The organism is Gordonia liuliyuniae (genome assembly GCF_021739025.1).
In the GTDB taxonomy this organism is placed as follows: Bacteria; Actinomycetota; Actinomycetes; order Mycobacteriales; family Mycobacteriaceae; genus Gordonia; species Gordonia liuliyuniae.
The window spans coordinates 709,137-730,749 of record NZ_JAKKOT010000002.1; the positions used below are offsets into that span (position 1 = coordinate 709,137).

A 21,613-nucleotide genomic window follows, 5' to 3' on the forward strand; every position below is an offset into this window, starting at 1 on the left:
GGTCTTCTCGCCCTACCAGCAGATTCGCCCTACGGCTGCCACCACGGACGGAGCGGAAGCAGGTCGGCTTTGTCGTTGGGCAGCTTCGTGGCGAGCACGTGGTGCAGTTGGACGATGTCGCGTTCGAAGCCGATCCGACAGCCCGCCATGTACAGACCCCACAGCCGGGCGGTGCCTTCGCCGACTTCGGCGACGGCCTCATCCCAGTTCTCGACGAGGTTGCAGTTCCAATGACGCAGCGTCATCGCATAGTGGCTGCGGAAGTTCTCTTCGTGCACCACCTCGAGGCCGGGCACGTTCTGCATCTTGGAGATGATCGTCCCGCTGCCGGTGAGCTCGCCGTCCGGGAACACGTAGCGGTCGATGAACGGGCCAGCCTTGCTGCGGGCGGCGTTGTCGGGCCGAGTGATCGAATGGTTGAGGATCATGCCGCCGTCGCGCACCTTGTCGCGCATGAACGCGAAGTACTTCGGGTAGTTGGCGACACCGATGTGCTCGGTGAGACCGATCGACGAGAGCGCGTCGAAGCCGGACTCGGCGACGTCGCGATAATCGCTGTGCCGGACCTCGCCGAACTCGGTGAGCCCCTCGTCGACGATCGCCTGCTGCGCCCACTGCGCCTGTTCGTTCGACAGCGTGACGCCGAGGGCGTGGACGCCGCGTCGCGCCGCGTAGCGGACCATGCCGCCCCAGCCGCAGCCGATGTCGAGGAGGCGGTCGCCCGGCTTCAGACGCAGTTTGTCGAAGATCAGGCGATACTTGTTCTCCTGGGCTTCCTCGAGGGTGGCGTCGCGGTTCGGGTAGACGGCGCACGTGTACGTCATCGACTCGCCGAGGACCAGTTCGTAGAACCGGTTCGAGACGTCGTAGTGGTAGCTGATCACCTCGGCGTCGCGGTCTTTGCTGTGCCGGAAGCCCTCGGCGAACCGACGCCAGCGGGGCAGGGACTCCTGCGGCGGCGGCGCGATCGGCTTGAAATGTTCGACGCCGAGGTCGCGGACGAGCTGCGCCATCTCCAATGGGCTGGGCTTGGTGAACTTCAGGTCGCCCGCCAACGCCTGCAACGTCTCGTACGGGTCGCCCGGATGGTTGCCGATCAACTCCAGGTCGCCTGCTACATAGGCGCGCGCCAGACCGAGATCGCCGGGCGCAGTCACCAGATATGTGGTCCCGCGCGGCGTCTTCAGGTCGAGCCCGTACTCGGCGTCCGTCGGTCCGGCAGTACTGCCGTCGTACGCGGTTATTCGGACGTTGAGATCCTGGCCGACCAGTTTCTCGAAAATGTTGGCTAGTTTCACTTCTGCTTCACCGTCTTCTCATACAAGCCGAGGAGGCGTCCCTTCGGGTCGTACCGTGACTTCAGTTCGCGGTACGCGGCGCCCCCGTACATTTCATAGAATTCGTCCTCAGGATAGAAGGATTCCGAGTACAGGGACTTGTGTCCACCGAGCTGGGCGACCTTCTTCTCGATCCGCCGATTGGTGTACCCGGGGTCACCGGGTGTGACGGGCACGGCGGACCAGAACCCGAAATTGACGTAGGTGCGGGCGCGCTCCAACGGGTACAGCGGCCACGGCTGCACGCTCGCTGAACCGTCGGGCGACGGCTCGGCCAAGCGCAGCGGGCACAACCAGATCGGCTCGATGGGGACTTCGGTCAGGAACCATTCGGCGAAGTCGGCGGCACGGTCTATCGGGACCTCGATGTCCTGGACGACGCGCTCGTTGGCGGGCAGACCCTTGCGGGCGTTGAGTCGGTCGCCGATGTTCCACCGATGGTCGTAGCCGATGAGCTTCCAGTAGAAGCTGCTACGCAGATACTTCTTCGGCCAGAACCGTCGGATCCTCGGATTCTGTGCGCCGAACGCACGCGAACACCAGAACCAGTCGGTGTCCCACCGCCACAGATAGTCGCGAATCGTCAGACGGTCACGCTTGGGGGTCTCGACGTCGTCGTGCTGGATCGATCGGTAGAAGATGTGGTCGTCGGTGTAGTCGCTGACCGGGCCACGGTCGTCGGTCTGCCGGCCCAGGACGAGATAGCTCTCGTCGGCGCTGAACACGACGCCGTCCAGATAGTCGACGGGTTCGCCCTGGTACTCGCGGTCGGACGAGATCGCCGTCATCGCGTCCTGCATGGCACGCAGATCGGTGAAGCGGACGTGGCGCAGTTCGACGAATGGTTTGACCTCTTCGAGTGTGATCGCGAGTCGCACCGAATAGCCGAGCGTGCCGTATGAGTTGGGGAACCCGAAATAGAGGTCGCGATACTCGTTGTCCGGTCGTGCGACGACGAGTTCACCTGCCCCGGTGAGGATCTCGATCTCCTGAACGGCTTCGTGGGGGAGTCCGCTGCGGAACGAGGTGCTCTCGATGCCCATCCCGGTCACGGCGCCGCCGAGGGTGATCGTCTTGAGCTGCGGCACGACAGTCGGGGCGAATCCGTAACGGAGGGTCGCGTCGACGAGGTTCTCGTACGTGCACATGCCTGCGACCTGCGCGGTGCGAGTCGTCGGGTCGACCGAGATCACTTTGCCGAGTCCCGAGACATCGAGTCCGGGGGTGTCGGTGTCGGCGCGTTTGCGAAACAGATTGGACGTCTTCTTCGCGAGCCGGACGGTCGAACCGTCGGGGATTCCCGCATAACTGGAGACGAGTCGCTCGACTCCTTCAGCGAACTCCGAGCCGCGGTATTCCAAACGATCGCCAGTCACAGGACCAGGCTAGCCCTAGCCCCAGTACCGTGGTTCACGCACGGGTTCCCCGCCTTCGACGGCGGGAGCATCGCACATTCATGAAGGAGTCACCCACCGTGGGACAGGTCACCGCTACCACCACCGTCGAGATCGGCGCACCGGCGCAGACGGTCTTCGCCGCTCTCGCCGATTACGCGCAGGTTCGTCCGACGATCCTGCCGGCCAACTACCGCGACTACCGCGTCGACGAAGGCGGACAGGGCGCGGGCACCGTCGTGCACTGGATTCTGCAGGCCACCGAGAAGCGGTCACGCGACGTCCTCGCCGACATCACCGTCGCAGGCGACCGGATCACCGAGACTGACCGCAACTCGACGATGGTCACCACCTACACGGTGACATCGGTCGGCGACAGCGCACGAGTCGAGACCACCACCAGCTGGAAGGGTGCGGGCGGCATCGGCGGCTTCTTCGAGAAGACGTTCGCACCCAAGGGCCTTAACCGGATTCAGACCGAGCTGCTCGGCAACCTGAAGTCGCGCCTCGAGAAGTGATCTGAGCAGGAGAGGGCGCAGACGCGTCAAACCTCTGGCCACCCGGGACGGCGTCGACGCCACCCGGGTGGTTCTGCGTGTCGGTGACGCGCCGACGACCGTCGCCGAGACGTTGCTGCGGGCTCCGGTCCTGGCAGGCTGGACGCTCGACGACGTGATGCGGCGCGCCTGGGCGGGCGAGATCGTCGACGTCGACGGCGCGCCCATCGACCTGGACGCGCCCGTCGTCCGCCCGACCCCCGTCTACCTCTACCGCGACCTGCCGTTCGAGCCGCCGGTCCCGTTCGACATGCCGGTGCGCCACATCGACGACCGGTTGATCGTCGTCGACAAACCCCACTTCCTGGCGACGATGCCGCGCGGCGCGCACGTCACACAGACCGCGCTGGTGCGTCTGCGGCGCGAGTTCGGCGACGACGTGGCACCCGTTCACCGGTTGGATCGGTTGACCGCGGGCGTCCTCTTGTTCACGCGACGCCCCGACGCGCGTGCCGCGTACCAGGACCTGTTCGCACAGCGTCGCGTGAGGAAGGAGTACCGGGCGCTCGCACCCGCAGACCCTGCGCTGGCAGACGGCGTGCGGGTGGAGAACCGCATCGAGAAGGACTCTGGCGACCTGCGTGCTCGCGTCGTCGACGGCGAGGTCAACGCAGTCAGCGACATCGCACTGGACTCGGTGCGCGCCGACGGCCTCGGCGTCTACCGTCTGCTGCCGGCGACCGGCCGCACACACCAACTGCGCCTGCACATGGCGGGGGTCGGGGTTCCAATCGTGGATGACCCGCTGTACCCGGAGGTCGATCGGGAACGAGTCGACGCCGCCGTCGACGACTTCTCCCGTCCGCTGAAGCTGCTCGCCTATGCGATCGAGTTCGACGACCCGTACACCGGAGTGTCGCGTCGGTTCGTGAGCGGCTCGACGCTCTGACCGACTACGGGCCGGGTCGCCTGACTGAGATGGACGCCGCCGCCCGTACCCTGCAGTCATGGCGATCTTCGGTACGTACGAGCGGCACAGCGACCTCGGATGCGAAGCCGTCGTCTTCCTCGACGAGGAGTCGGACGCGTGCGTGCAGTTGCAGCGGGACCTGCCGGGCGGGCCGCGCGCCGACGAATACTGTCTGACGACGGGAGCGAGCGCACCGGTGTACGGGGCCGTGACGCAGTGGCGGCGCGTCGGCGATCGATTCGAGTTCGCGCTGATCGGAAAGGCCGCACGACTGTTCGGCGACGAGGTCCTCTCCTTCGACGTCGTCACCGACGGTGAGGTGAGCGTCGATGAGCTCGCCGAGCATGTTGAGCGACTGCTCCGCTGACGCGACCGACTATCGTGGACCCCGTGACTGACGCATTCGATCCCAGCTCCCTGCTCGGCGGTGGCGGCGATGACAACCCGATGTCCGGACTCCTCGCACAGGTGCAGGAGATGCAGGCCAAGGTGATCGCCGCGCAAGACGAGATAGCGAACACCGAAGTGACCGGACAGGCCGGGAACGGCCTGGTGACCGTGACCGGCAACGGCGTCGGCGAGGTGACCGGCGTCGAGATCTCGCGCGACGTCGTCGACCCGGACGACATCGACACTCTGCAGGACCTGATCGTCGGTGCACTCGCCGACCTCGCTCGTAACCGTGACACCGTCACCCAGGACAAGATGGGTCCGCTCGCAGGCGGACTACCCGGACTCGGCTGACCACTCATGTACGAAGGACCGATCCAGGACCTCATCGACCAGCTCGCGAAACTCCCCGGGCTGGGCCCGAAGGGCGCGCAACGCATCGCGTTCCATCTGCTGGCCGGCGAGACGACCGAGATCGATCGACTGACCGCGGCTCTGGGCAAAGTGCGCGACGACGTCACGTTCTGCGACGAGTGCGGCAACATCGCCGCCGACCGACTGTGCCGCATCTGCAGCGATTCGCGGCGAGACGCGACCAAGATCTGCGTCGTCGAAGAACCCAAGGACATCTACGCGATCGAACGGACCCGGGAGTTCGACGGCCGGTACCACGTCCTCGGCGGTGCACTCGATCCGCTGTCGGGCATCGGCCCCGACCAATTGCGGATCCGGGAACTCCTCAAGCGTCTCGCCGAACAGTCCGACGGTTCGGTGGTCGGCGAGATCATCGTCGCCACCGATCCGAACACGGAAGGCGAAGCGACCGCGACCTACCTCCTGCGCATGCTCAAAGACTTCCCCGGCCTGTCGGTGACACGACTCGCATCCGGTCTGCCGATGGGCGGCGACCTCGAGTTCGCCGACGAACTGACGCTCGGCCGCGCACTGTCCGGTCGCCGCATCCTGGTCTGACCGGTGTCGGACGACTGGAGGCACCGGTGGGCCCGGCTCGCCGACGAGGTCGCGGTGCGCGACGGTCTCACCGCAGGACTGATCGCGATCGACGGACGCTCCGGTTCGGGCAAGAGCACCTTCGCCGCCGAACTCGTCCGCGCACTCGCCGACCGTGGACGCAAGTCCGTTCTCATCAGCACCGACGAGTTCGCGACCTGGGACGATCCAGTGTCGTGGTGGCCGGAACTCGAACGTGACGTGCTTCGCGCGTTCGAGCGCCGCCACGACTACGTGTACCGGCCGCGCGTCTGGGTGGACGGGGTGCCCGAGATCGGTCCGTCGGTGTGGATCCGCTGGCAGCCGTTGCTCATCGTCGAAGGCGTCACCGCGGCGCGGCGCACCGTCGCCGACGAACTGACCGCCGCGTACTGGATCGACGGTCCGTCCGCGCAGGAGCGGTTGGAGCGGACCATCATGCGCGACGGCGAGGCCGCTCGACCGCATCTCGCTGCCTGGCAGCAGTTCGAGGACGGATGGTTCGCCGTGGACGGTGCGCGTGAGCGTTGCCGGGTGATCGGCTAGTGTCCGAAACTAGTGCCCGAACCCTGATGCGGTATATGTAGTTCGAACAATCGACCCGCCATTCGACCTGTGTCACGAGGAGTGATCCCCGTCTTCCGCTCAATCCGTTGCGCAGCCGCGACCGTCGGCGCATCCGCCATCGCTGCAGGGCTCCTCGTCCCAGGGCTCCTCGCTCCAGTACCCGCAGCGGCGGACGCCGCACCGCAGGCCCTCGCGTGGGGCGCGTGCGACCCGATCCACGGGGCATCGCCGGACACCCAGTGCGCGACGCTGCAGGTTCCCCGCGACTACGCCGAACCGAACGGCCCGCAGATCTCGATCACCATCAGTCGTATTCCGGCGACCGGAGCCAAACGTGGTGTGCTGGTCGGCAATCCGGGCGGACCCGGAGGTGACGGCGTCAGCATGTTCACCGCGAGCTCGCCGTCCACCGAGATCCGGCAGGAATGGGATCTCGTCGCCGTCCAACCGCGCGGCCTACTCGGCTCGACCCCGGTGAAATGCGATCGCGTCGACGCATCAGACGCGTCCGGTGGGGCCGGAGCCCTCAACCGCGACCGGTGCGAGAAGAACACGCCCGGATACACCAAGACGTTGACGACCGCGACCAACGCGCGCGACATCGAACAGGTGCGACGCGCCCTCGGCGTCGACAAGGTCAGCCTGTACGGGATCTCGTACGGGACGTGGCTGATGTCGACCTATGCGACGCTGTTCCCGTCCCACACCGACCGCCTCGTCCTCGACTCCGCGATGGACCCGAAACGCGCATGGGGTCAGCTCCTCCACGACCAGACATCGGGGTACAAGGCTCGTGCGCACGCCATGATGGCGTGGATCGCCGACCACGACGACGTGTACCACCTTGGGAAGACGCCGCTGAGCGTCTACCAGCGGTGGAGCGCCCAGGTGGAGCGAGAAGCGGGTGTGCCGCCGTCGTTCAGCGCTCCGCCCGCCCGAGTCGGTGACGTGCCTGCAGGCTTGAAGACCATTGCGCAGCAGTACATCGCCGGCGTGAACCTGACCGCCGACGCGCGAGCTCGCATCGAGAATCTCGTCGCGACATTGACGACAGGCAAGGTGCAGGCGACGTCGCCGCTGCTCGGGATGACCCGCCAAGTGGCGCCGAGCCGCAACTACTGGCCGATGGTCGCGCAGCGGATGACCGGCAAGAGCAGGCAGGGCAAGCTCCCCGCCGACGTGGCAGAGATGGTCACCAACTCGCAGGACATGCAGTCGATCATGCTGTGCAACGAGGACTGGTCGGCCAAGGACCCGTTCCTGGCCCCGGCCGCGATGATGCAGACCCTCGTCACCGGCGACGTCTTCGAGACGGCCGGGCTGACGTTCGGGTCCGGGATCGGCTGTGCAGGCGCCGCGCCCGTCACCACGCGGATCCCGCTGCGCAACAAGCTCTCCGTGCAACCGCTGCAGATCCAGAGCATCGGCGACCCGCAGACCCCGTACCGCGCGTCGATGGCGACCCGGAAAGCGATGGGCGCACACCTGATCACCGTCGGCGGCGGCGACCACGGACAGCTCGGACGGTCGAACAAACCGCTCGACGCCGCGATCGCCCAGTATCTGCGGACGGGTCGCACCAGCGTGACGTCGGTGCCGCAGGCTCCGATCACGACCTCGCTGACCCAGGCCCCCTGACACTCGCGCGTCCTCTGCTGGGCCACGCCGACCGAGTCGACGCCGCCGCGACACTACCGCGCGACAGCGAGCCTCTCGCGGCGCAGCCTGTCCACCTGCGGCAGATCGAGCGGAGCCAGTTCGGAACCGGTCGCCCTCGCCAGGAGATAGTCGGCGAACTCCGGATTCCGGGCGAGCAGCGGGCCATGCATGTACGTGCCGATCACACTGCCCTGGACGACACCCTCGACCGCATCGCCGCCGCCGTTGCCGACCCCGTGCCGCACCCTCCCCAGGGGCTTGGCACCCGCACCGAGAGCCGTCGCGCCGCGGTGGTTCTCAAAACCCGACAGCGGCTGGGTGAGCCCGTCGAGACACGGGGCGGTGATGAGCTCGCCGATCGCGCGGACCTCGCGGGGCGACGTCGTCACATCGAACATGCTGATGCCCGACACACGCTCGCCCGACGACGTCTCATACCAGTGGCCGAGCACCTGGATCGCCGCGCAGATCGCGAGGACAGGCGTGCCCTTCTCCGCAGCACGCTGCAGCCCCGGATGATCGGAGAGATGACGAGTGGCCAGTCGTTGCGCGGCGTCCTCGGCTCCGCCGAGCGTGTACACGTCCAACGAGTCGGGGACGTCATCGTCCAACGTCAATTCGACGATCTCAGCGTCGATGCCGCGCATCCGGGCCCGCTGACGCAGAACCAGGGCGTTGCCGCCGTCGCCGTACGTGCCCATGACGTCCGGCAGCACCAAACCGATCCGCAGACTCGACTCACTCACCGCTGATCCTCTCGCTCCCGGCGCCCGGCTGATTGGGCCCGCTCGCTTCGCTCCCGGCGCCCGCACGATCCAACGCGATCGCCAGATCACGGAACGCCGTGTAATTCGCCAGGACTTCGACTCGACCCGGCGGACACGACCTGATCGCCGCCAACGGATCGTCGACCACCGTGTGCTCGGCGCCCGCGTACAACAGACGAACCGACAGGTCCGCCGACCGTTCACCCGCCGCGATCACCGTCGTGTTCTCGAACGCCTCGAACCGCACGTCCCACAGCCACGACAGATCCTCACCGTCGGGAACCTGTCCGTTCACTGCGATCACCAGACTGTCGGCGTCCTCGTCGATCATCGACAACGCCTCCTGCCATCCGGCCGGATTCTTCGCCAGAAGGGTGCGGACCCGGTGGTCTCCCAAACGCACCACGCCGTACCGGCCTGCGATCTCGCCGACCGTGCCAACCGCACGGGCCGCAGCAACCGGATCGACACCCATCGCGACGGCCGTCGCGACCGCTTGCGTCGCATTCCCGCGATTCGCGCGGCCCGGCACCTGCAACGTGAGCGGCGCCTGGAAACCGTCGGGACCGTAGACATTGTCGTCGTCGAACCACCAGCGCGGCGTCGGACGGCGGAACACCTCGTCGCCGCTGGAGAACCAGTCGTCGCCGCGCCGAATGATCGGCTCGCCCGACCGCGGGCAACCGACGGAATCGCCGACCCAGCCCGCACCGGCCGCGACCCAGACGACATTGCGCGAATCGAACGCGGCCGACGCGACCAGGACATCGTCGCAGTTGGCGACGATCACCGCGTCCGGGTGGGCGGCGACCGCCGCACGGAGTCGACGCTCGATCACATTGATCTCGCCGACACGGTCAAGCTGATCGCGCGAGAGATTCAGCAACGTGATCACCGTCGGCGACGTATTGTCCGCGACCTGCGGCACATGCAGTTCATCCACTTCGAGCGCGGCGAGCGGCACGTCCTGGTGGAGGCTGAGGGTCGCGATGATCCCCGCATCCATGTTGGCGCCGTCGTCCTGGGTGGCGACCTCGCCGAGCGTCGCCAGCGCGGCCGCAGTCATCCGGGTGGTCGTCGACTTTCCGTTCGTGCCCGTCACCAAAGCAGTCTTCTTACCTGCGGCGAGACGGCGCATGATCTGCGGATCGATCTTCTCGGCGACGAGCCCGCCGATCATCGATCCCTTACCGCGACCGGCGGTCCGCGACGCCCACCGTGCGGAGGCTGCGGCGGCGAGCGCGGCGCGAGTGCGAAGCGGTAGACGCGATGCTGCTGGCATTCCACGAGTTTCCCACACCCGGACGCGCACGCTCGGGACGCGTCGTGTGACGGCCACGACAGGGGCAGCGCGACACGGAGAGTCGACGTTTCTACCCGCCCGACGCCGTTTGCGGAATTACGCTGACTCGAGGTCCAACGATGAGACGGGGCATGAGAATGGCGGAGGGCGGAGCGATCCCAGAAGTTGAGTCGATCCACGGAGACGGCGAACCAAACGCGAAGGGCGTCGTACGGATCGCATCGGTCGCCGCACTCGGCGGGCTCCTTTTCGGGTACGACAGCGCCGTCATCAACGGTGCCAACTCGTCGATCAAAGACCACTTCGGGGTCGGCGACCTCTATCTGGGTTTCGCGGTCGCATCGGCGCTGCTCGGCGCGGCCGCCGGCGCGATGCTCGCCGGACGAATCGCCGACCGGATCGGCCGCCTGCGCGTCATGAAGATCGCGGCAGTGTTCTTCCTCGTCAGCTCGTTCGGCGCAGGCCTCGGCGACCTGGTTGTCGACGACCTGTGGACGCTCGTCTTCTTCCGGGTGATCGGCGGCGTCGGTGTCGGCATCGCGTCGGTCATCGCACCCGCGTACATCGCCGAGACGTCACCCGCACGGCTGCGCGGCCGACTCGGCTCACTGCAACAGATGGCGATCGTCCTCGGCATCTTCGCGTCGCTGCTCATCGACTGGCTGCTCGCGCACTTCGCAGGCGGCGCGGGCGAAGACCTGTGGCTGGGCCTGCAGGCGTGGCGGTGGATGTTCATCGTCATGGCGATCCCCGCCGTCGTTTACGGGGTGCTCGCCAGCACCATCCCCGAATCGCCGCGCTATTTGATCTCGCAGCACAAGATCCCCGAAGCTCGGCGAGTTCTCACGAAGCTGCTCGGCGAACACGATCTGGAGATCACGATCGACCGGATTCAGACGAGCGTCGCCACCGAACGGAAATCATCGTGGCGTGACCTGATCCGGCCGACCGGCGGCGTGTACCCCATCGTGTGGGTCGGTCTGCTGCTGTCGGTCTTCCAGCAGGCCGTCGGCATCAACGTGATCTTCTACTACTCCAACATCCTGTGGGAAGCAGCTGGATTCGACGAGAGCCAATCGTTCCTGATCAGCGTCATCACCTCCGTCACCAACGTGCTCGTCACCATCATCGCGATCGCGCTCGTCGACAAGATCGGGCGCAAACCGCTCCTGCTGATCGGCTCGACCGGCATGACCGTCTCACTCGGCACGATGGCGGTCTGCTTCGCGACGGCCGACGTCGTCGACGGCAACCCGGTGCTCGGCGACGTCGCCGGACCGATCGCGTTGGTCGCCGCGAACCTGTTCGTCGTCTTCTTCGGGATGAGTTGGGGACCGGTCGTCTGGGTGCTCCTCGGCGAGATGTTCCCGAACCGCATCCGCGCCGCGGCGTTGAGCTTGGCAGCCGCCGGGCAGTGGGCGGCGAACTGGGCGGTGACGATCTCGTTCCCCGGCCTCAAGTCGTTCAACCTCGGCGTGGCGTACGGCCTCTACACGATCTTCGCGGTGCTGAGTCTGCTCTTCGTCGCCAAGTTCGTGAAGGAGACGAAGGGCAAGACTCTCGAGGACATGGACGAGATGGCCGGCATCAGGTGACCGCCGTCACCGACCGTGCCAATGGCTGGTGATAGGTTCTCGGGTGTGAGCCGCGCAACGTCGATCAACCTGTCCCTGCAAGGCCGTGTCCAGCGGTCGGCGATGAGAGTCCTCGCGAAGACGCCGCTCGGCGTCCTCCAGCGCCGGACACGAGTCAACGCCGACGGCGAGCGACTCCTGCCCGAGATCGCCGTCGTCGCCTTCGCGTCGCGACACGTGCCCGGCGCGGCGCTGATGAACGGGAGCGTCGGCGCGTCCCGCGTGACACTCGACGAAGCGTCGGCGGCGATGGCAGAGGACTTCCCACCGTTCGCGATCGAGGAAGACCTCGAAATCCCGTCACCGGACGGACCGATCCCGGCCACCCGGTACCGCGTGGAGGCGACGGGCGCGCGCGGGCTCATCGTGTTCCTGCACGGCGGAGGGTTCGTCGTCGGCAGCCGTGCCAGCCACGATTCGCTGGTTCGCGCGCTTGCGGTGCGTTCGGGCGCCGATGTGCTGTCGATCGACTACCGTCTCGCCCCCGAGCACGTGTTTCCCGCCGCGGTCGACGACTGTGTCGCAGCGTTCCGTTTCGCCGTCGAGAAAGCCGCAGACTGGGGCCTCGATCCCCGGAAGATCGTCGTCGCGGGCGATTCGGCAGGTGGCAACCTCAGTACTGTTGTCGCGCAACAGGTGCGCGACGACGCAGTCGTGCCATGCCTTCAACTGCTGATCTACCCGGCGGTCGACCTGTCGACGAAGCGCCCGTCCGTCCACGAGTTCAGCGAGGGCCTCTTCCTGACCGAGGCCGACATGGACTTCTTCACGGCCACCTACCTGCCGTCCCCCGAGATGCTCGACGATCCGCGAGCCACCCCATTGAAGGGCGACCTCGCCGGGCTGGCGCCCGCGCACATCGTGGTCGCGGGGTTCGACCCGCTGCGTGATGAAGGACTCGAATACGCTGCAGCACTCGAACGCGCGGGCGTCGAGGTGACTCTCGAACGCGTCGGCGGCATGATCCACGGCTTCGCCAACATGGGGTTGATCAGCCCGACGGCCCGCGCAGTCGTCGGCCGCATGGCCGACGCCGCAGCCCGCGCCATGGACGCGGTGAACTGACGCCCACCCGGTACTGCTGCGCACGATTGGTTCACCCAGGAATACGGGCAGTGCAGGGGTCTCCGAGGGCATATTTCCCTCGGCGACCCCTGCAGTGACCGAATAGCGAGTGCCGGTCGCTACAGAGTGATGGCCACGCGCGGCATCGACTGCGCGATCACCGCGCCCACTGCGAGGAGCGCGATCATGGCGAGCATCGCCGCGCGATAGGCCGCGTCGAACCCCGACGACTCCGCGACGGTGGAGTAGACAGTGCCGATCACTGCGGCGCCGACCGCGACCGACAACGCCTGCACCGTGTTGAACACTCCCGATGCGGCACCCGCCTGTTCGACCGGCACGTCGTTGAGGACAAGGAGTCCGGCAGCGCCGACGATCAGGCCGAACCCGAGGCCGGCGACGATCAGTGCGACGGTGAACCAGAACGCCGGATGCGCCGACCCGTTCGCGACGATCATCGACGTGATCCCGGTGATGAGGACCACGGCGCCGACCTGAAGGACATGCTTGCCGAACCGTTGGGCCAGAACGGTCGCCGACAGGCCCGCCGCGAGTGGGACCGCGATCGAGAACGGAATCCACATGAGACCCGTGTGCAGCACTGACCAGCCGTGGGCGAGTTGCATGTGCAGGGATTGGACGAGGAAGTAGCCGCCGGTCGGGATGAACAGTGCCGCGAACGCGAGCACGCCGTTGCGGAACGAAACGGTCGCGAACACCGACGGCGGAACCATCGGCACCGCGCCCGCCCGCTCAGTGGCGACCTGTCGGTAAGCGAAGACGGCCAGCCCCGCGACACCCGTCGCGATGACCACGAAACCCCAGGCAGGCCAGTCGGATTCCGGTCCGAGAGTGATGGGAGCCATGACTGCGGCGAGGGAACCGCCGAGCAGGGCGACCGAGCCGAGCGTGATCGGTGCAGGCCTATCCGCCCGAGTCTCCGGGATGAAGACCCTCGCCGCGATCACGGCGATCACGGCGATCGGCACGTTGATCAGGAACACCGGGCGCCACGACAGGCCGAACCAGTCGCCGTCCGTGATGACCGCACCCAGGACGGGTCCGGCGACCGCTGCGATGCCGATGATCGACGTGAACAGACCCATCGCGCGGCCGCGTTCGGCTGGTGGGTACAACACCTGGATGTTGGTCAGGACCTGCGGCACCATGAGCGCGGCCGCGGCGCCCTGCACGAGCCGGAACACGACCAGCTGTTCCGGTGTACCAGCGACGCCGCACGCAAGCGACGCCGCACCGAATGCCACCAGCCCCAGCACGAACAGTCGGCGACGCCCGAACTGGTCGCCGAGCCGCGCGCCGAGGACCAGTCCGACCGCGTAGGCCAGCGGATAACCGGCGACGATCCACTGCAACGACGTCGCGGACGCGCCGAGGTCGTCGGCGATGGTGTGCAGTGCGACGTTGACGACCGTCGCATCCATGAGTTCCATGAACGACGCGGCCAACAGGCAGACGAGGGCGATCGTCCGCGCTCGTCCGCCGATCGCCGGGGACTGGTCGGGTGGCGAATCGGTTGTGACGGTATCTACGGTGGTGGACATCGGCCGCTCCTGACGTGGTGTTCGGGATTCTCACCGATGACGCTACGAAGCAAAGTGGACAGCATTCGTCCGCAATGGATCGTGATTTAACAGGTCAAGAACTGTCCGCAATCTGCGACACTATGAGGTCATGGCCGATACGACGACGAGGACGCTGAAACTGTTGGCGCTGCTTCAAGCCCACAGGTTGTGGGCTGCCGCCGACCTCGCGGCGCGTTTGGACACCACCGAACGCACCGTGCGGCGAGACGTCGAACGTCTACGCGAGCTCGGGTATCCCGTCGATTCGGTGCGCGGCGCGGGCGGTGGATATCAGCTGGCTCCGGGCGGCTCGCTCCCACCGCTGGTCGTCGACGAGGAAGAGGCGGTCGCGATCGTTGCGGCACTGCGGAGCGCCGCGTCGGGTCCCGCCGCAGGCCTCGCCGAGGCGTCGGTGCGTGCGCTGGCCAAGGTGACCCAGGTCCTGCCGCCGAAACTGCGTCGTCGCGCCGACGCCCTGCGCACCATGAGCGTGACCGTCGGCGACGATGTCACCGCGCCAGCCGTCGAAGCCGAAGCGTTAACAACCGCGGCGCTGGCCTGCCGCGATGCGACCGAGCTGACGTTCCACTACGCGCCCGCCGCCCGGTCGGGGAGCGCTCCCCGACGCCGTCGAGTGGAGCCCCTGCGGCTGGTGCCCGTCGGGCGACGCTGGTACCTCCTCGCATACGACCTCGAGCGGCAGGACTGGCGGACGTTCCGGCTCGACCGGCTCCACGACGCGCGCCCGGAGAAGCGCCGGTTCAACCCGCGGCAGGTGCCGGGCGGCGACGCCGCCGAATATGTTCGAGACAGCCTCCGGGCAGGACGCGAGCAGCACGCCGTCGTCGTTCTCGTGCACGCCGACGCGGGACTCGTCCGGCAGCGAATCGGGCGACACGCCGAGGTCGCCGACCACGCAGACGGCGCGCTCGTCACGATGCAGATCGACGACGCGCGCTGGATCGGAGTGGCCGTCGGCAGCTTGGACGCCGACTACGAGTTCGTCGACGTCTCGCCCGAGGTCCTTCACGAGTTGCGTGGACGCAACGCGCGTGAGTCCCGGGCGCTCTACCTCGCCGACCGCGGGTAGGCCGGCGAGGTAGGGCCGAGATCGGCGACCCCGTCTCGAGATCGGCGACCCCGTTCGAGATCGGCGACGCAGTCTACGGCGCGTAGGTGCGCGCGCCCTCGGCGGCCGTTTCGTCCGGAGTGGTGACACGGTTGGCGCGGTTCACCGCGGAGATGACGGCGCGCAGGCTCGCGGTGGTGATCGACGGTGCGATGCCGACACCCCAGACGGTCTCGCCGTTGATCTCGGTCTCCACATACGAGGCGGCGCTCGCGTCGTCGCCCGCCGTCATGGCGTGCTCGTGGTAGTCGAGGACGCGGACGTCGTAGCCGATGGTGCCCAGTGCTGCGACGAACGCCGCCAACGGACCGTTGCCGCTGCCGCTGATCTCCTTCTCGACGCCGTCCACCTTGACGATGGCTTCGATGCGGTCCTCGCCCTCATCGCCTTCGGCCGTGTCGAGCTGCTTGCGGACGCCCTCCAGCGGGGACACCGGCTCCAGGTACTCCTGAGCGAAGACGTCCCACATCTCCTTCGGGTTCACCTCGCCGCCTTCACCGTCGGTGATCTTCTGAATCTCGCGGCTGAACTCGATCTGCAGGCGGCGCGGCAGGTCCAGGCCGTGGTCGGCCTTCATGATGTAGGTGACGCCACCCTTGCCGGACTGACTGTTGACGCGGATCACGGCCTCGTAGTTGCGGCCGACGTCCTTCGGGTCGATCGGCAGGTAGGGGACCTGCCACAGCAGATCGTCGACGTCCTTGTCGGCGGCGTCCGCGTCGTACTTCATCTGGTCCAGGCCCTTGTTGATGGCGTCCTGGTGGCTGCCGGAGAACGCCGTGTAGACCAGGTCGCCGCCGTACGGGTGGCGCTCGGGGACGTTCAACTGGTTGCAGTACTCGACGGTGCGACGGATCTCGTCGATGTCGGAGAAGTTGATCTGCGGGTCGACGCCGCGACTGAACATGTTCATGCCCAGCGTCACCAGACAGACGTTTCCGGTCCGCTCGCCGTTGCCGAACAGGCAGCCTTCGATACGGTCCGCGCCCGCCATGTAACCGAGTTCGGCTGCGGCGACGCCCTCGCCGCGATCGTTGTGCGGATGCAGGCTCAGAATGACCGAGTCGCGACGAGCCAGATTGCGGTGCATCCACTCGATCGAGTCGGCGTACACGTTCGGGGTCGCCATCTCGACGGTCGCGGGCAGGTTGATGATCATCGGCCTCTCGGGGGTCGGCGCGATGACCTCGGTGACGGCGTCGCAGACCTCCTTCGCGTAGCTCAACTCGGTGCCGGTGTAGCTCTCCGGGGAGTACTCGTACCGCCAGCTGGTGTCCGGGTGCTTCTTCTCCTCTTCCAAGCACAGCTTCGCGGCGTCGGTGGCGATCTTCGTGATCGCCGCCTTGTTGGCGCGGAACACGACACGGCGCTGCAGCACGGACGTCGAATTGTAGAAGTGGACGATCACGTTGGTCGCGCCTGCGCACGCCTCAAAGGTGCGCTTGATCAGTTCCGGACGCGACTGCGTCAACACCTGGATGGTGACGTCGTCGGGGATCGCGCCGTCGCCGATGATCTCGCGGACGAAGTCGAAGTCGGTCTGGCTCGCGGACGGGAAGCCGACCTCGATCTCCTTGTAGCCCATCCGGACCAGCAGATCGAACATGCGGCGCTTGCGGGCCGGGCTCATCGGATCGATTAACGCCTGGTTGCCGTCGCGCAGGTCGACGGCGCACCACGCGGGGGCGCGGTCGATGACCTTGTCCGGCCAGGTGCGGTCGGGCAGGGCCACGTTCTCGACCTCGTCGGCGAAGCTGCGGTAGCGGTGGACGGGCATCGCCGAATTGCGCTGGGGATTCCAGCTCGGCTGACCGTCGGGAATCGGGCCTGCCGGCTCGACGATGCGGCTCGGTCCGGAAGTGAAAGCATCTGCTGGTGCCATGATTGGTCAATCTCCTGATCAGAACAAATGATGGGGTTGACCGGCGCGTAGAGAAGCCCCGCGACGGAGGGCCGGTCGAATCAGACCCCGCCGCGGCAGCCGAGAAGAAGCAGTGCGCGCATGCCTGTCATGGTAGCACCGGTTCTTCTCGGCGCTCTGCGGAGCCGCGCATGACGACCACCACGACGACACCCAGCACGACGAGGAGACCGCCGCCGGTGAGAGCTGCGACGTGCAGTCCGTCCACGAACGCGCTGCGGGCGGCGTCGGCGACGGGACCGGTGCGGCCGGACTGTTTCAGCGTCTCGCCGAGCGAGTCGGCGAACCCGCGTCCACCGTCGCCTGCGAGGAACACAGCAGTGGCGAGGGAGCCGAGGAGCGCGAGGCCGAGGGCGTTGCCCAGTTCGAAACTGGTCTCCGAGACGCCGGAGGCGGCACCGGACTTCTCCGGGGGAGCCGAACCGACGACGACGTCGCTCACCAGCGAGAACTGGATTCCGAAACCGATGCCTGCGACTGCGGTGATGACCAGGTAGACCCACAGTGGGGTGGACGTCGACAACGACACCAGCGCGATTGCGGACGCGCCCGCGAGCATCACGGCGCCGGCCAGCGCGAACCGCACGCCGACCAGACGCGTGACGCGGTCCGCGTAGATCGAGAACACGGCGACGGTGATCGCCATCGGGATGCCGGCGAGAGCCGCGGTGAGAACGTCGTAGCCGAGCACTGACTGCAGGTACACGTTCGTCAGGTAGGCGAGGCCGCCCTGCGCCATCATCCCGACCATCGCCACCGCCAGCGACGAGCTGAACGAGGGGTTGGAGAACAACGAGAGCACCAGAAGCGGTGCGGCGGCGCGTCGTTCGTGTCGGATGAACGCGGCGAGCATCGTGATACCGAACAACCCGGTGACGACGGCGGTCGCGGTTGCACCGTGCACGGCGAACGTCTTCACCGAGTAGACCACCGGCAGGATTCCCGCGAGCGACAGCACGACGCCGAAGACGTCGAATGGTTCGGTGCGGGCGGCACGGAACTCGGGGAGCAGCGACGGACCGGCCAGGAACAGGACGGCGAGCACTGGCACGTTGATCAGGAAGACCACACCCCACCAGAAGTGGTGCAGGAGCGCTCCGCCGATGACCGGCCCGACGGCGGCTCCGCCCGCGAACGCCGCGGTCCACACGCCGATGGCGCGGGCCCGTTCGCGGGCCAGCGGGAACATGTTGGCGATCAGGGACAAGCTCGCAGGCATCAGCGTCGCACCGCCGATGCCCATGAGTGCGCGGGCGGCGATCAGCAAGCTTGGATCGGAGGCGAACGCGGCGAGCGCGGACGCCCCGCCGAAGACGGCGGCACCCGCCAGGAGGATCCGCCTGCGGCCGATCCGGTCGCCGATGTTGCCCATCGTGATGAGCAGCCCGGCGATCATGAATCCGTAGATGTCGAGGATCCAGAGCTGTTGCGTGGCAGTGGGTTCGAGCGCGTCGCTGATCGTCGGCATCGCGAGGTAGAGCACCGAGAAGTCCATCGACACGAGCAGCACGGGCAACTGCAAGACGATGAGGCCGAACCACGTGCGACGAGTCGCGGGGCGGGCGACCGAACGCGGCGCTGACATGGGTTTTCGCTCCTGCGAATCACTGATGGGCTGAGGCGATCTACTCCACCGTCACGATACGTTTCGACTGGTCGCCCAGTCGAATCGATTTCAGTCGAATCGAAATCAGCCGAATCGATTTCAGATGGCGAAGTCGAAGACCGTCAGCATGTAGGCGCCGAGCCACGCGGACGCGAGCGTCGCCCCGACGGCCGTGGAGATCGCCGCGGTCCGGGATGACCGGGCGAGGCGGATCGCGATCGGCAGTGCGATGACGAACGCCGGCAGCATCAGTCGCGGCCGCGACGGCATCAGACCGCTCGACAACAGGACCGACGCGATGACGAGCGTCGCGTAGGCGAGGACTGGCCACGGCAGGCGGTCGGCGAACGACCAGACGAGTAGAACAAGCGATGCGATGATCACGAGCGCAGTGAGTACCGAAACCGCGTCGAGCGAGCCGGTGAGCGTGTCGTAGAGGAACGACCCGACGGCTTTCCCGCCGTCGAAGGAGGTGTTCCAGCCTTCGGTCTGGATGCGGAACCATCCGGACGGGCTCCCGGTCTTCGCCCACACCACGCACAGGTAACCGATGTACCCGAGTGGTGCGATGATGCCTGCGATCCAGGCCCGGGTGCCGTCGCGGTGGGTGATCATCGCGGCGATCATGACGACGACGATCACCGCGATGCCCGTCGGACGGACCAGGCCGATGGCAAAGGCGCTGAGCCCGGCGAGCAGCCATCGCTCCTCGAGGACGCCGACGAGCGCCCACACGGCGAGCGCGCAGAAGAGCGCTTCGGTGTAGGTCATCGACAGGACGACACCCATCGGGGCGGCCGCGAACAAGACGACGAGTATCAGGCCGGTGTTGCGGGCCGTGACGTCCGCGGTGTCGGAACGCACGCGTTTCGCGCAGTCCGCGCCGAGGCGGGCGACGCCGACTGCGGCGACGGCGCCGATCACGACGTTGAGTGCGATGCCTGCGCCGAACGGGCTGACCAACGGGAGCTTCGCGAACAAGCCGACCAGGATCGGGTAGCCGGGGAAGAACGCGTATGCCGTCGTATCCGTGTGCACGCCTTGGGCATCCGTACCGGTCTCGGGTACGCCGTCGTATCCGTAGTCGGCGATGTCGAGCATCCAGACCCCGTCCCACCTGGACAAGAGATCGTCGAGGGAGAGGTCGTGGATGGCTCCGAACCATGCGAGGACGAGCACTCCGACGAGGCGTACACCGAGGTACACGGCAACGGCGGTGGCAGCCGGATTCCATCGGAGTGCGGGAGTCATCGCCGCAAATCCTACGGGGCCTCTCCGACTGCTCCGATGAGTACGTCTCCGACTGCATGCCGAGTACGTCTCCGACTGCACGGCGAGTACGTCTCCGACTGCATGGCGAGTACGTCTCCGACTGCATGGCGAGTACGTCTCCGACGTAGCCGCGGTCACATCGATCCGCGGCACCTGTGGCCAGACGAATCGGACCGGTAAGGTTGTCCCCTGACCGAACGTAAGACAACGAAGGGTGCACGACGTGGCACTGGTGGTCCAGAAGTACGGCGGCTCCTCTGTGGCGGACGCCGAGCGCATTCGCCGTGTCGCCGAACGGATCGTGGAGACCAAGCGCGCGGGCAACGACGTCGTCGTGGTCGCATCGGCGATGGGTGACACCACCGACGAGCTGCTGGACCTGGCCGAACAGGTCAATCCGGACCCGCCGCAGCGCGAGATGGACATGCTCCTCACCTCCGGTGAGCGCATCTCGAACGCGCTCTTGGCGATGGCGATCGAATCGCTCGGCGAGGACGCGCAATCGTTCACCGGCTCGCAGGCTGGCGTCATCACGACGTCGAGCCACGGCAAAGCCAAGATCATCGACGTGACGCCGGGCCGAGTCCGCAGCGCGCTCGACGACGGCAAGATCGTGCTCGTCGCCGGATTCCAAGGGGTCTCGCAGGACACCAAGGACGTCACGACGCTCGGCCGCGGCGGATCGGACACGACCGCCGTCGCTCTCGCCGCGGCGCTGAACGCCGACGTCTGCGAGATCTACACTGACGTCGACGGAATTTACACCTCTGATCCGCGCATCGTCTCGAATGCGCGCCGCCTCGACAACATCTCGTTCGAGGAGATGCTGGAGCTCGCGGCGTGTGGCGCGAAGGTGCTGATGCTCCGCTGCGTGGAATACGCACGGGCTTACAACGTTCCCGTTCATGTGCGCTCGTCGTACTCGACAAACCCGGGCACTGTGGTGTCCGGCTCGATGGAGGACATCCCCGTGGAAGAAGCGATTCTCACCGGCGTTGCGCACGACCGCAGCGAAGCTCAGGTGACCATTGTCGGCATCGAAGACAAGCCGGGATTCGCCGCGAAGGTGTTCCGTGCGGTCGCCGACGCCGAGATCAACATCGACATGGTCCTGCAGGGCGTGTCGCGGATCGACACCGGCAAGACTGACATCACGTTCACGCTGCCGAAGGAACTCGGCGAGCTCGCCGTCACCGAACTCGGCAAGCTGCGGGACGAGCTCGGTTTCGCCGAGGTCGTGCTCGACGAGAACATCGGCAAGGTGTCGCTCGTCGGTGCGGGTATGAAGAGCCATCCCGGCGTCACCGCGACGTTCTGCGAGTCGCTCAGCGATGCGGGCATCAACATCGAGTTGATCTCCACGTCGGAGATCCGCATCTCCGTGCTCGTCGGCGACGAAGACCTCGACCGTGCCGTCCAGGTGCTGCACGCGGCGTTCGACCTCGGCGGCGAAGAAGAGGCCGTCGTGTACGCGGGAACGGGGCGGTAATCATGGGCGAGCGAAGCTTGCGAAGCGACGGGGGATTGTA

19 protein-coding genes are annotated in these 21,613 nt (G+C 66.8%); 11 read left to right on the top strand and 8 right to left on the bottom strand.

The window, feature by feature from the left end:
* Nucleotides 1–29: 29 nt before the first annotated feature.
* Both L5G28_RS04285 and L5G28_RS04290 read right to left on the bottom strand, forming a co-directional pair.
* Nucleotides 30–1,298 carry a class I SAM-dependent methyltransferase gene (locus L5G28_RS04285; protein WP_237000435.1) on the bottom strand — a complete coding sequence of 423 codons (1,269 nt, stop codon included), beginning with the start codon at nt 1,296–1,298 and terminating at the stop codon, nt 30–32.
* Nucleotides 1,295–2,713, bottom strand: a complete 1,419-nt coding sequence (locus L5G28_RS04290) for an FAD-binding oxidoreductase (RefSeq protein ID WP_237000436.1) — start codon at nt 2,711–2,713, stop codon at nt 1,295–1,297. Before L5G28_RS04290 ends, L5G28_RS04285 begins: the two co-directional genes overlap by 4 nt.
* Before the next feature lie 98 nt (nt 2,714–2,811).
* Here L5G28_RS04290 and L5G28_RS04295 point away from each other — a divergent pair, with 98 nt between their 5' ends.
* The 7 genes from L5G28_RS04295 to L5G28_RS04325 all read left to right on the top strand — a co-directional run bounded on the left by L5G28_RS04295 (nt 2,812) and on the right by L5G28_RS04325 (nt 7,783).
* On the top strand, nt 2,812–3,249 hold the full coding sequence (locus L5G28_RS04295; protein WP_237000437.1) for an SRPBCC family protein: 438 nt from the start codon (nt 2,812–2,814) through the stop codon (nt 3,247–3,249).
* Nucleotides 3,250–3,316: 67 nt separating this feature from the next.
* Nucleotides 3,317–4,177, top strand: coding sequence for a pseudouridine synthase (locus L5G28_RS04300; RefSeq protein ID WP_237000438.1), 861 nt, complete (start codon nt 3,317–3,319; stop codon nt 4,175–4,177).
* Between the two features lie 58 nt (nt 4,178–4,235).
* Nucleotides 4,236–4,565 carry a hypothetical protein gene (locus tag L5G28_RS04305; RefSeq protein WP_237000439.1) on the top strand — a complete coding sequence of 110 codons (330 nt, stop codon included), beginning with the start codon at nt 4,236–4,238 and terminating at the stop codon, nt 4,563–4,565.
* Nucleotides 4,566–4,588: 23 nt separating this feature from the next.
* Nucleotides 4,589–4,942 carry a YbaB/EbfC family nucleoid-associated protein gene (locus L5G28_RS04310; RefSeq protein WP_236997960.1) on the top strand — a complete coding sequence of 118 codons (354 nt, stop codon included), beginning with the start codon at nt 4,589–4,591 and terminating at the stop codon, nt 4,940–4,942.
* Between the two features lie 6 nt (nt 4,943–4,948).
* Nucleotides 4,949–5,560 (top strand): recombination mediator RecR, encoded by a 612-nt coding sequence (recR, locus tag L5G28_RS04315; protein WP_236997959.1) that lies wholly within the window; start codon nt 4,949–4,951, stop codon nt 5,558–5,560.
* A gap of 3 nt (nt 5,561–5,563) precedes the next feature.
* Nucleotides 5,564–6,124 (top strand): uridine kinase family protein, encoded by a 561-nt coding sequence (locus L5G28_RS04320; protein WP_237000440.1) that lies wholly within the window; start codon nt 5,564–5,566, stop codon nt 6,122–6,124.
* 81 nt (nt 6,125–6,205) lie between these two features.
* A complete protein-coding gene (locus L5G28_RS04325) occupies nt 6,206–7,783 on the top strand; it encodes an alpha/beta fold hydrolase (RefSeq protein ID WP_237000441.1) in 1,578 nt (525 codons plus the stop codon).
* 53 nt (nt 7,784–7,836) lie between these two features.
* On the opposite strand, the gene L5G28_RS04330 is transcribed toward L5G28_RS04325, so the two are convergent.
* Nucleotides 7,837–8,550: a type 1 glutamine amidotransferase gene (locus L5G28_RS04330; RefSeq protein WP_237000442.1), complete on the bottom strand. Its 714-nt coding sequence runs from the start codon at nt 8,548–8,550 to the stop codon at nt 7,837–7,839.
* The gene (locus L5G28_RS04335; protein WP_237000443.1) at nt 8,543–9,853 is read right to left on the bottom strand and encodes a Mur ligase family protein; all 1,311 of its coding nucleotides are present in this window, start codon (nt 9,851–9,853) and stop codon (nt 8,543–8,545) included. Before L5G28_RS04335 ends, L5G28_RS04330 begins: the two co-directional genes overlap by 8 nt.
* Nucleotides 9,854–10,011: 158 nt before the next feature.
* On the opposite strand from L5G28_RS04335, the gene L5G28_RS04340 reads away from it, so the two are divergent.
* Entirely contained in the window at nt 10,012–11,469 is a 1,458-nt protein-coding gene (locus L5G28_RS04340; RefSeq protein WP_237000551.1) for a sugar porter family MFS transporter, read from the top strand.
* Between the two features lie 45 nt (nt 11,470–11,514).
* Nucleotides 11,515–12,573: an alpha/beta hydrolase gene (locus tag L5G28_RS04345; protein ID WP_237000444.1), complete on the top strand. Its 1,059-nt coding sequence runs from the start codon at nt 11,515–11,517 to the stop codon at nt 12,571–12,573.
* A 119-nt stretch (nt 12,574–12,692) separates the two neighbouring features.
* Here the strand turns inward: L5G28_RS04345 and L5G28_RS04350 are convergent, their stop codons facing one another.
* Complete coding sequence (locus tag L5G28_RS04350; RefSeq protein ID WP_237000445.1) at nt 12,693–14,135, bottom strand: MFS transporter; 1,443 nt, start codon at nt 14,133–14,135, stop codon at nt 12,693–12,695.
* A gap of 130 nt (nt 14,136–14,265) precedes the next feature.
* Between L5G28_RS04350 and L5G28_RS04355 the strand changes: the two genes are divergently transcribed.
* Nucleotides 14,266–15,246 (top strand): helix-turn-helix transcriptional regulator, encoded by a 981-nt coding sequence (locus L5G28_RS04355; protein WP_237000446.1) that lies wholly within the window; start codon nt 14,266–14,268, stop codon nt 15,244–15,246.
* 73 nt (nt 15,247–15,319) lie between these two features.
* Here the strand turns inward: L5G28_RS04355 and leuA are convergent, their stop codons facing one another.
* The 3 genes from leuA to L5G28_RS04370 form a co-directional block, all read right to left on the bottom strand.
* Nucleotides 15,320–17,167, bottom strand: coding sequence for a 2-isopropylmalate synthase (gene leuA, locus L5G28_RS04360; RefSeq protein WP_237000447.1), 1,848 nt, complete (start codon nt 17,165–17,167; stop codon nt 15,320–15,322).
* Nucleotides 17,168–17,294: 127 nt separating this feature from the next.
* Nucleotides 17,295–18,791, bottom strand: coding sequence for an MFS transporter (locus L5G28_RS04365; RefSeq protein ID WP_237000448.1), 1,497 nt, complete (start codon nt 18,789–18,791; stop codon nt 17,295–17,297).
* Between the two features lie 120 nt (nt 18,792–18,911).
* Nucleotides 18,912–20,063 carry a mannosyltransferase family protein gene (locus L5G28_RS04370; RefSeq protein ID WP_237000449.1) on the bottom strand — a complete coding sequence of 384 codons (1,152 nt, stop codon included), beginning with the start codon at nt 20,061–20,063 and terminating at the stop codon, nt 18,912–18,914.
* Between the two features lie 244 nt (nt 20,064–20,307).
* Here L5G28_RS04370 and L5G28_RS04375 point away from each other — a divergent pair, with 244 nt between their 5' ends.
* Nucleotides 20,308–21,573, top strand: a complete 1,266-nt coding sequence (locus L5G28_RS04375) for an aspartate kinase (protein WP_236997949.1) — start codon at nt 20,308–20,310, stop codon at nt 21,571–21,573.
* Nucleotides 21,574–21,613 lie beyond the last annotated feature (40 nt).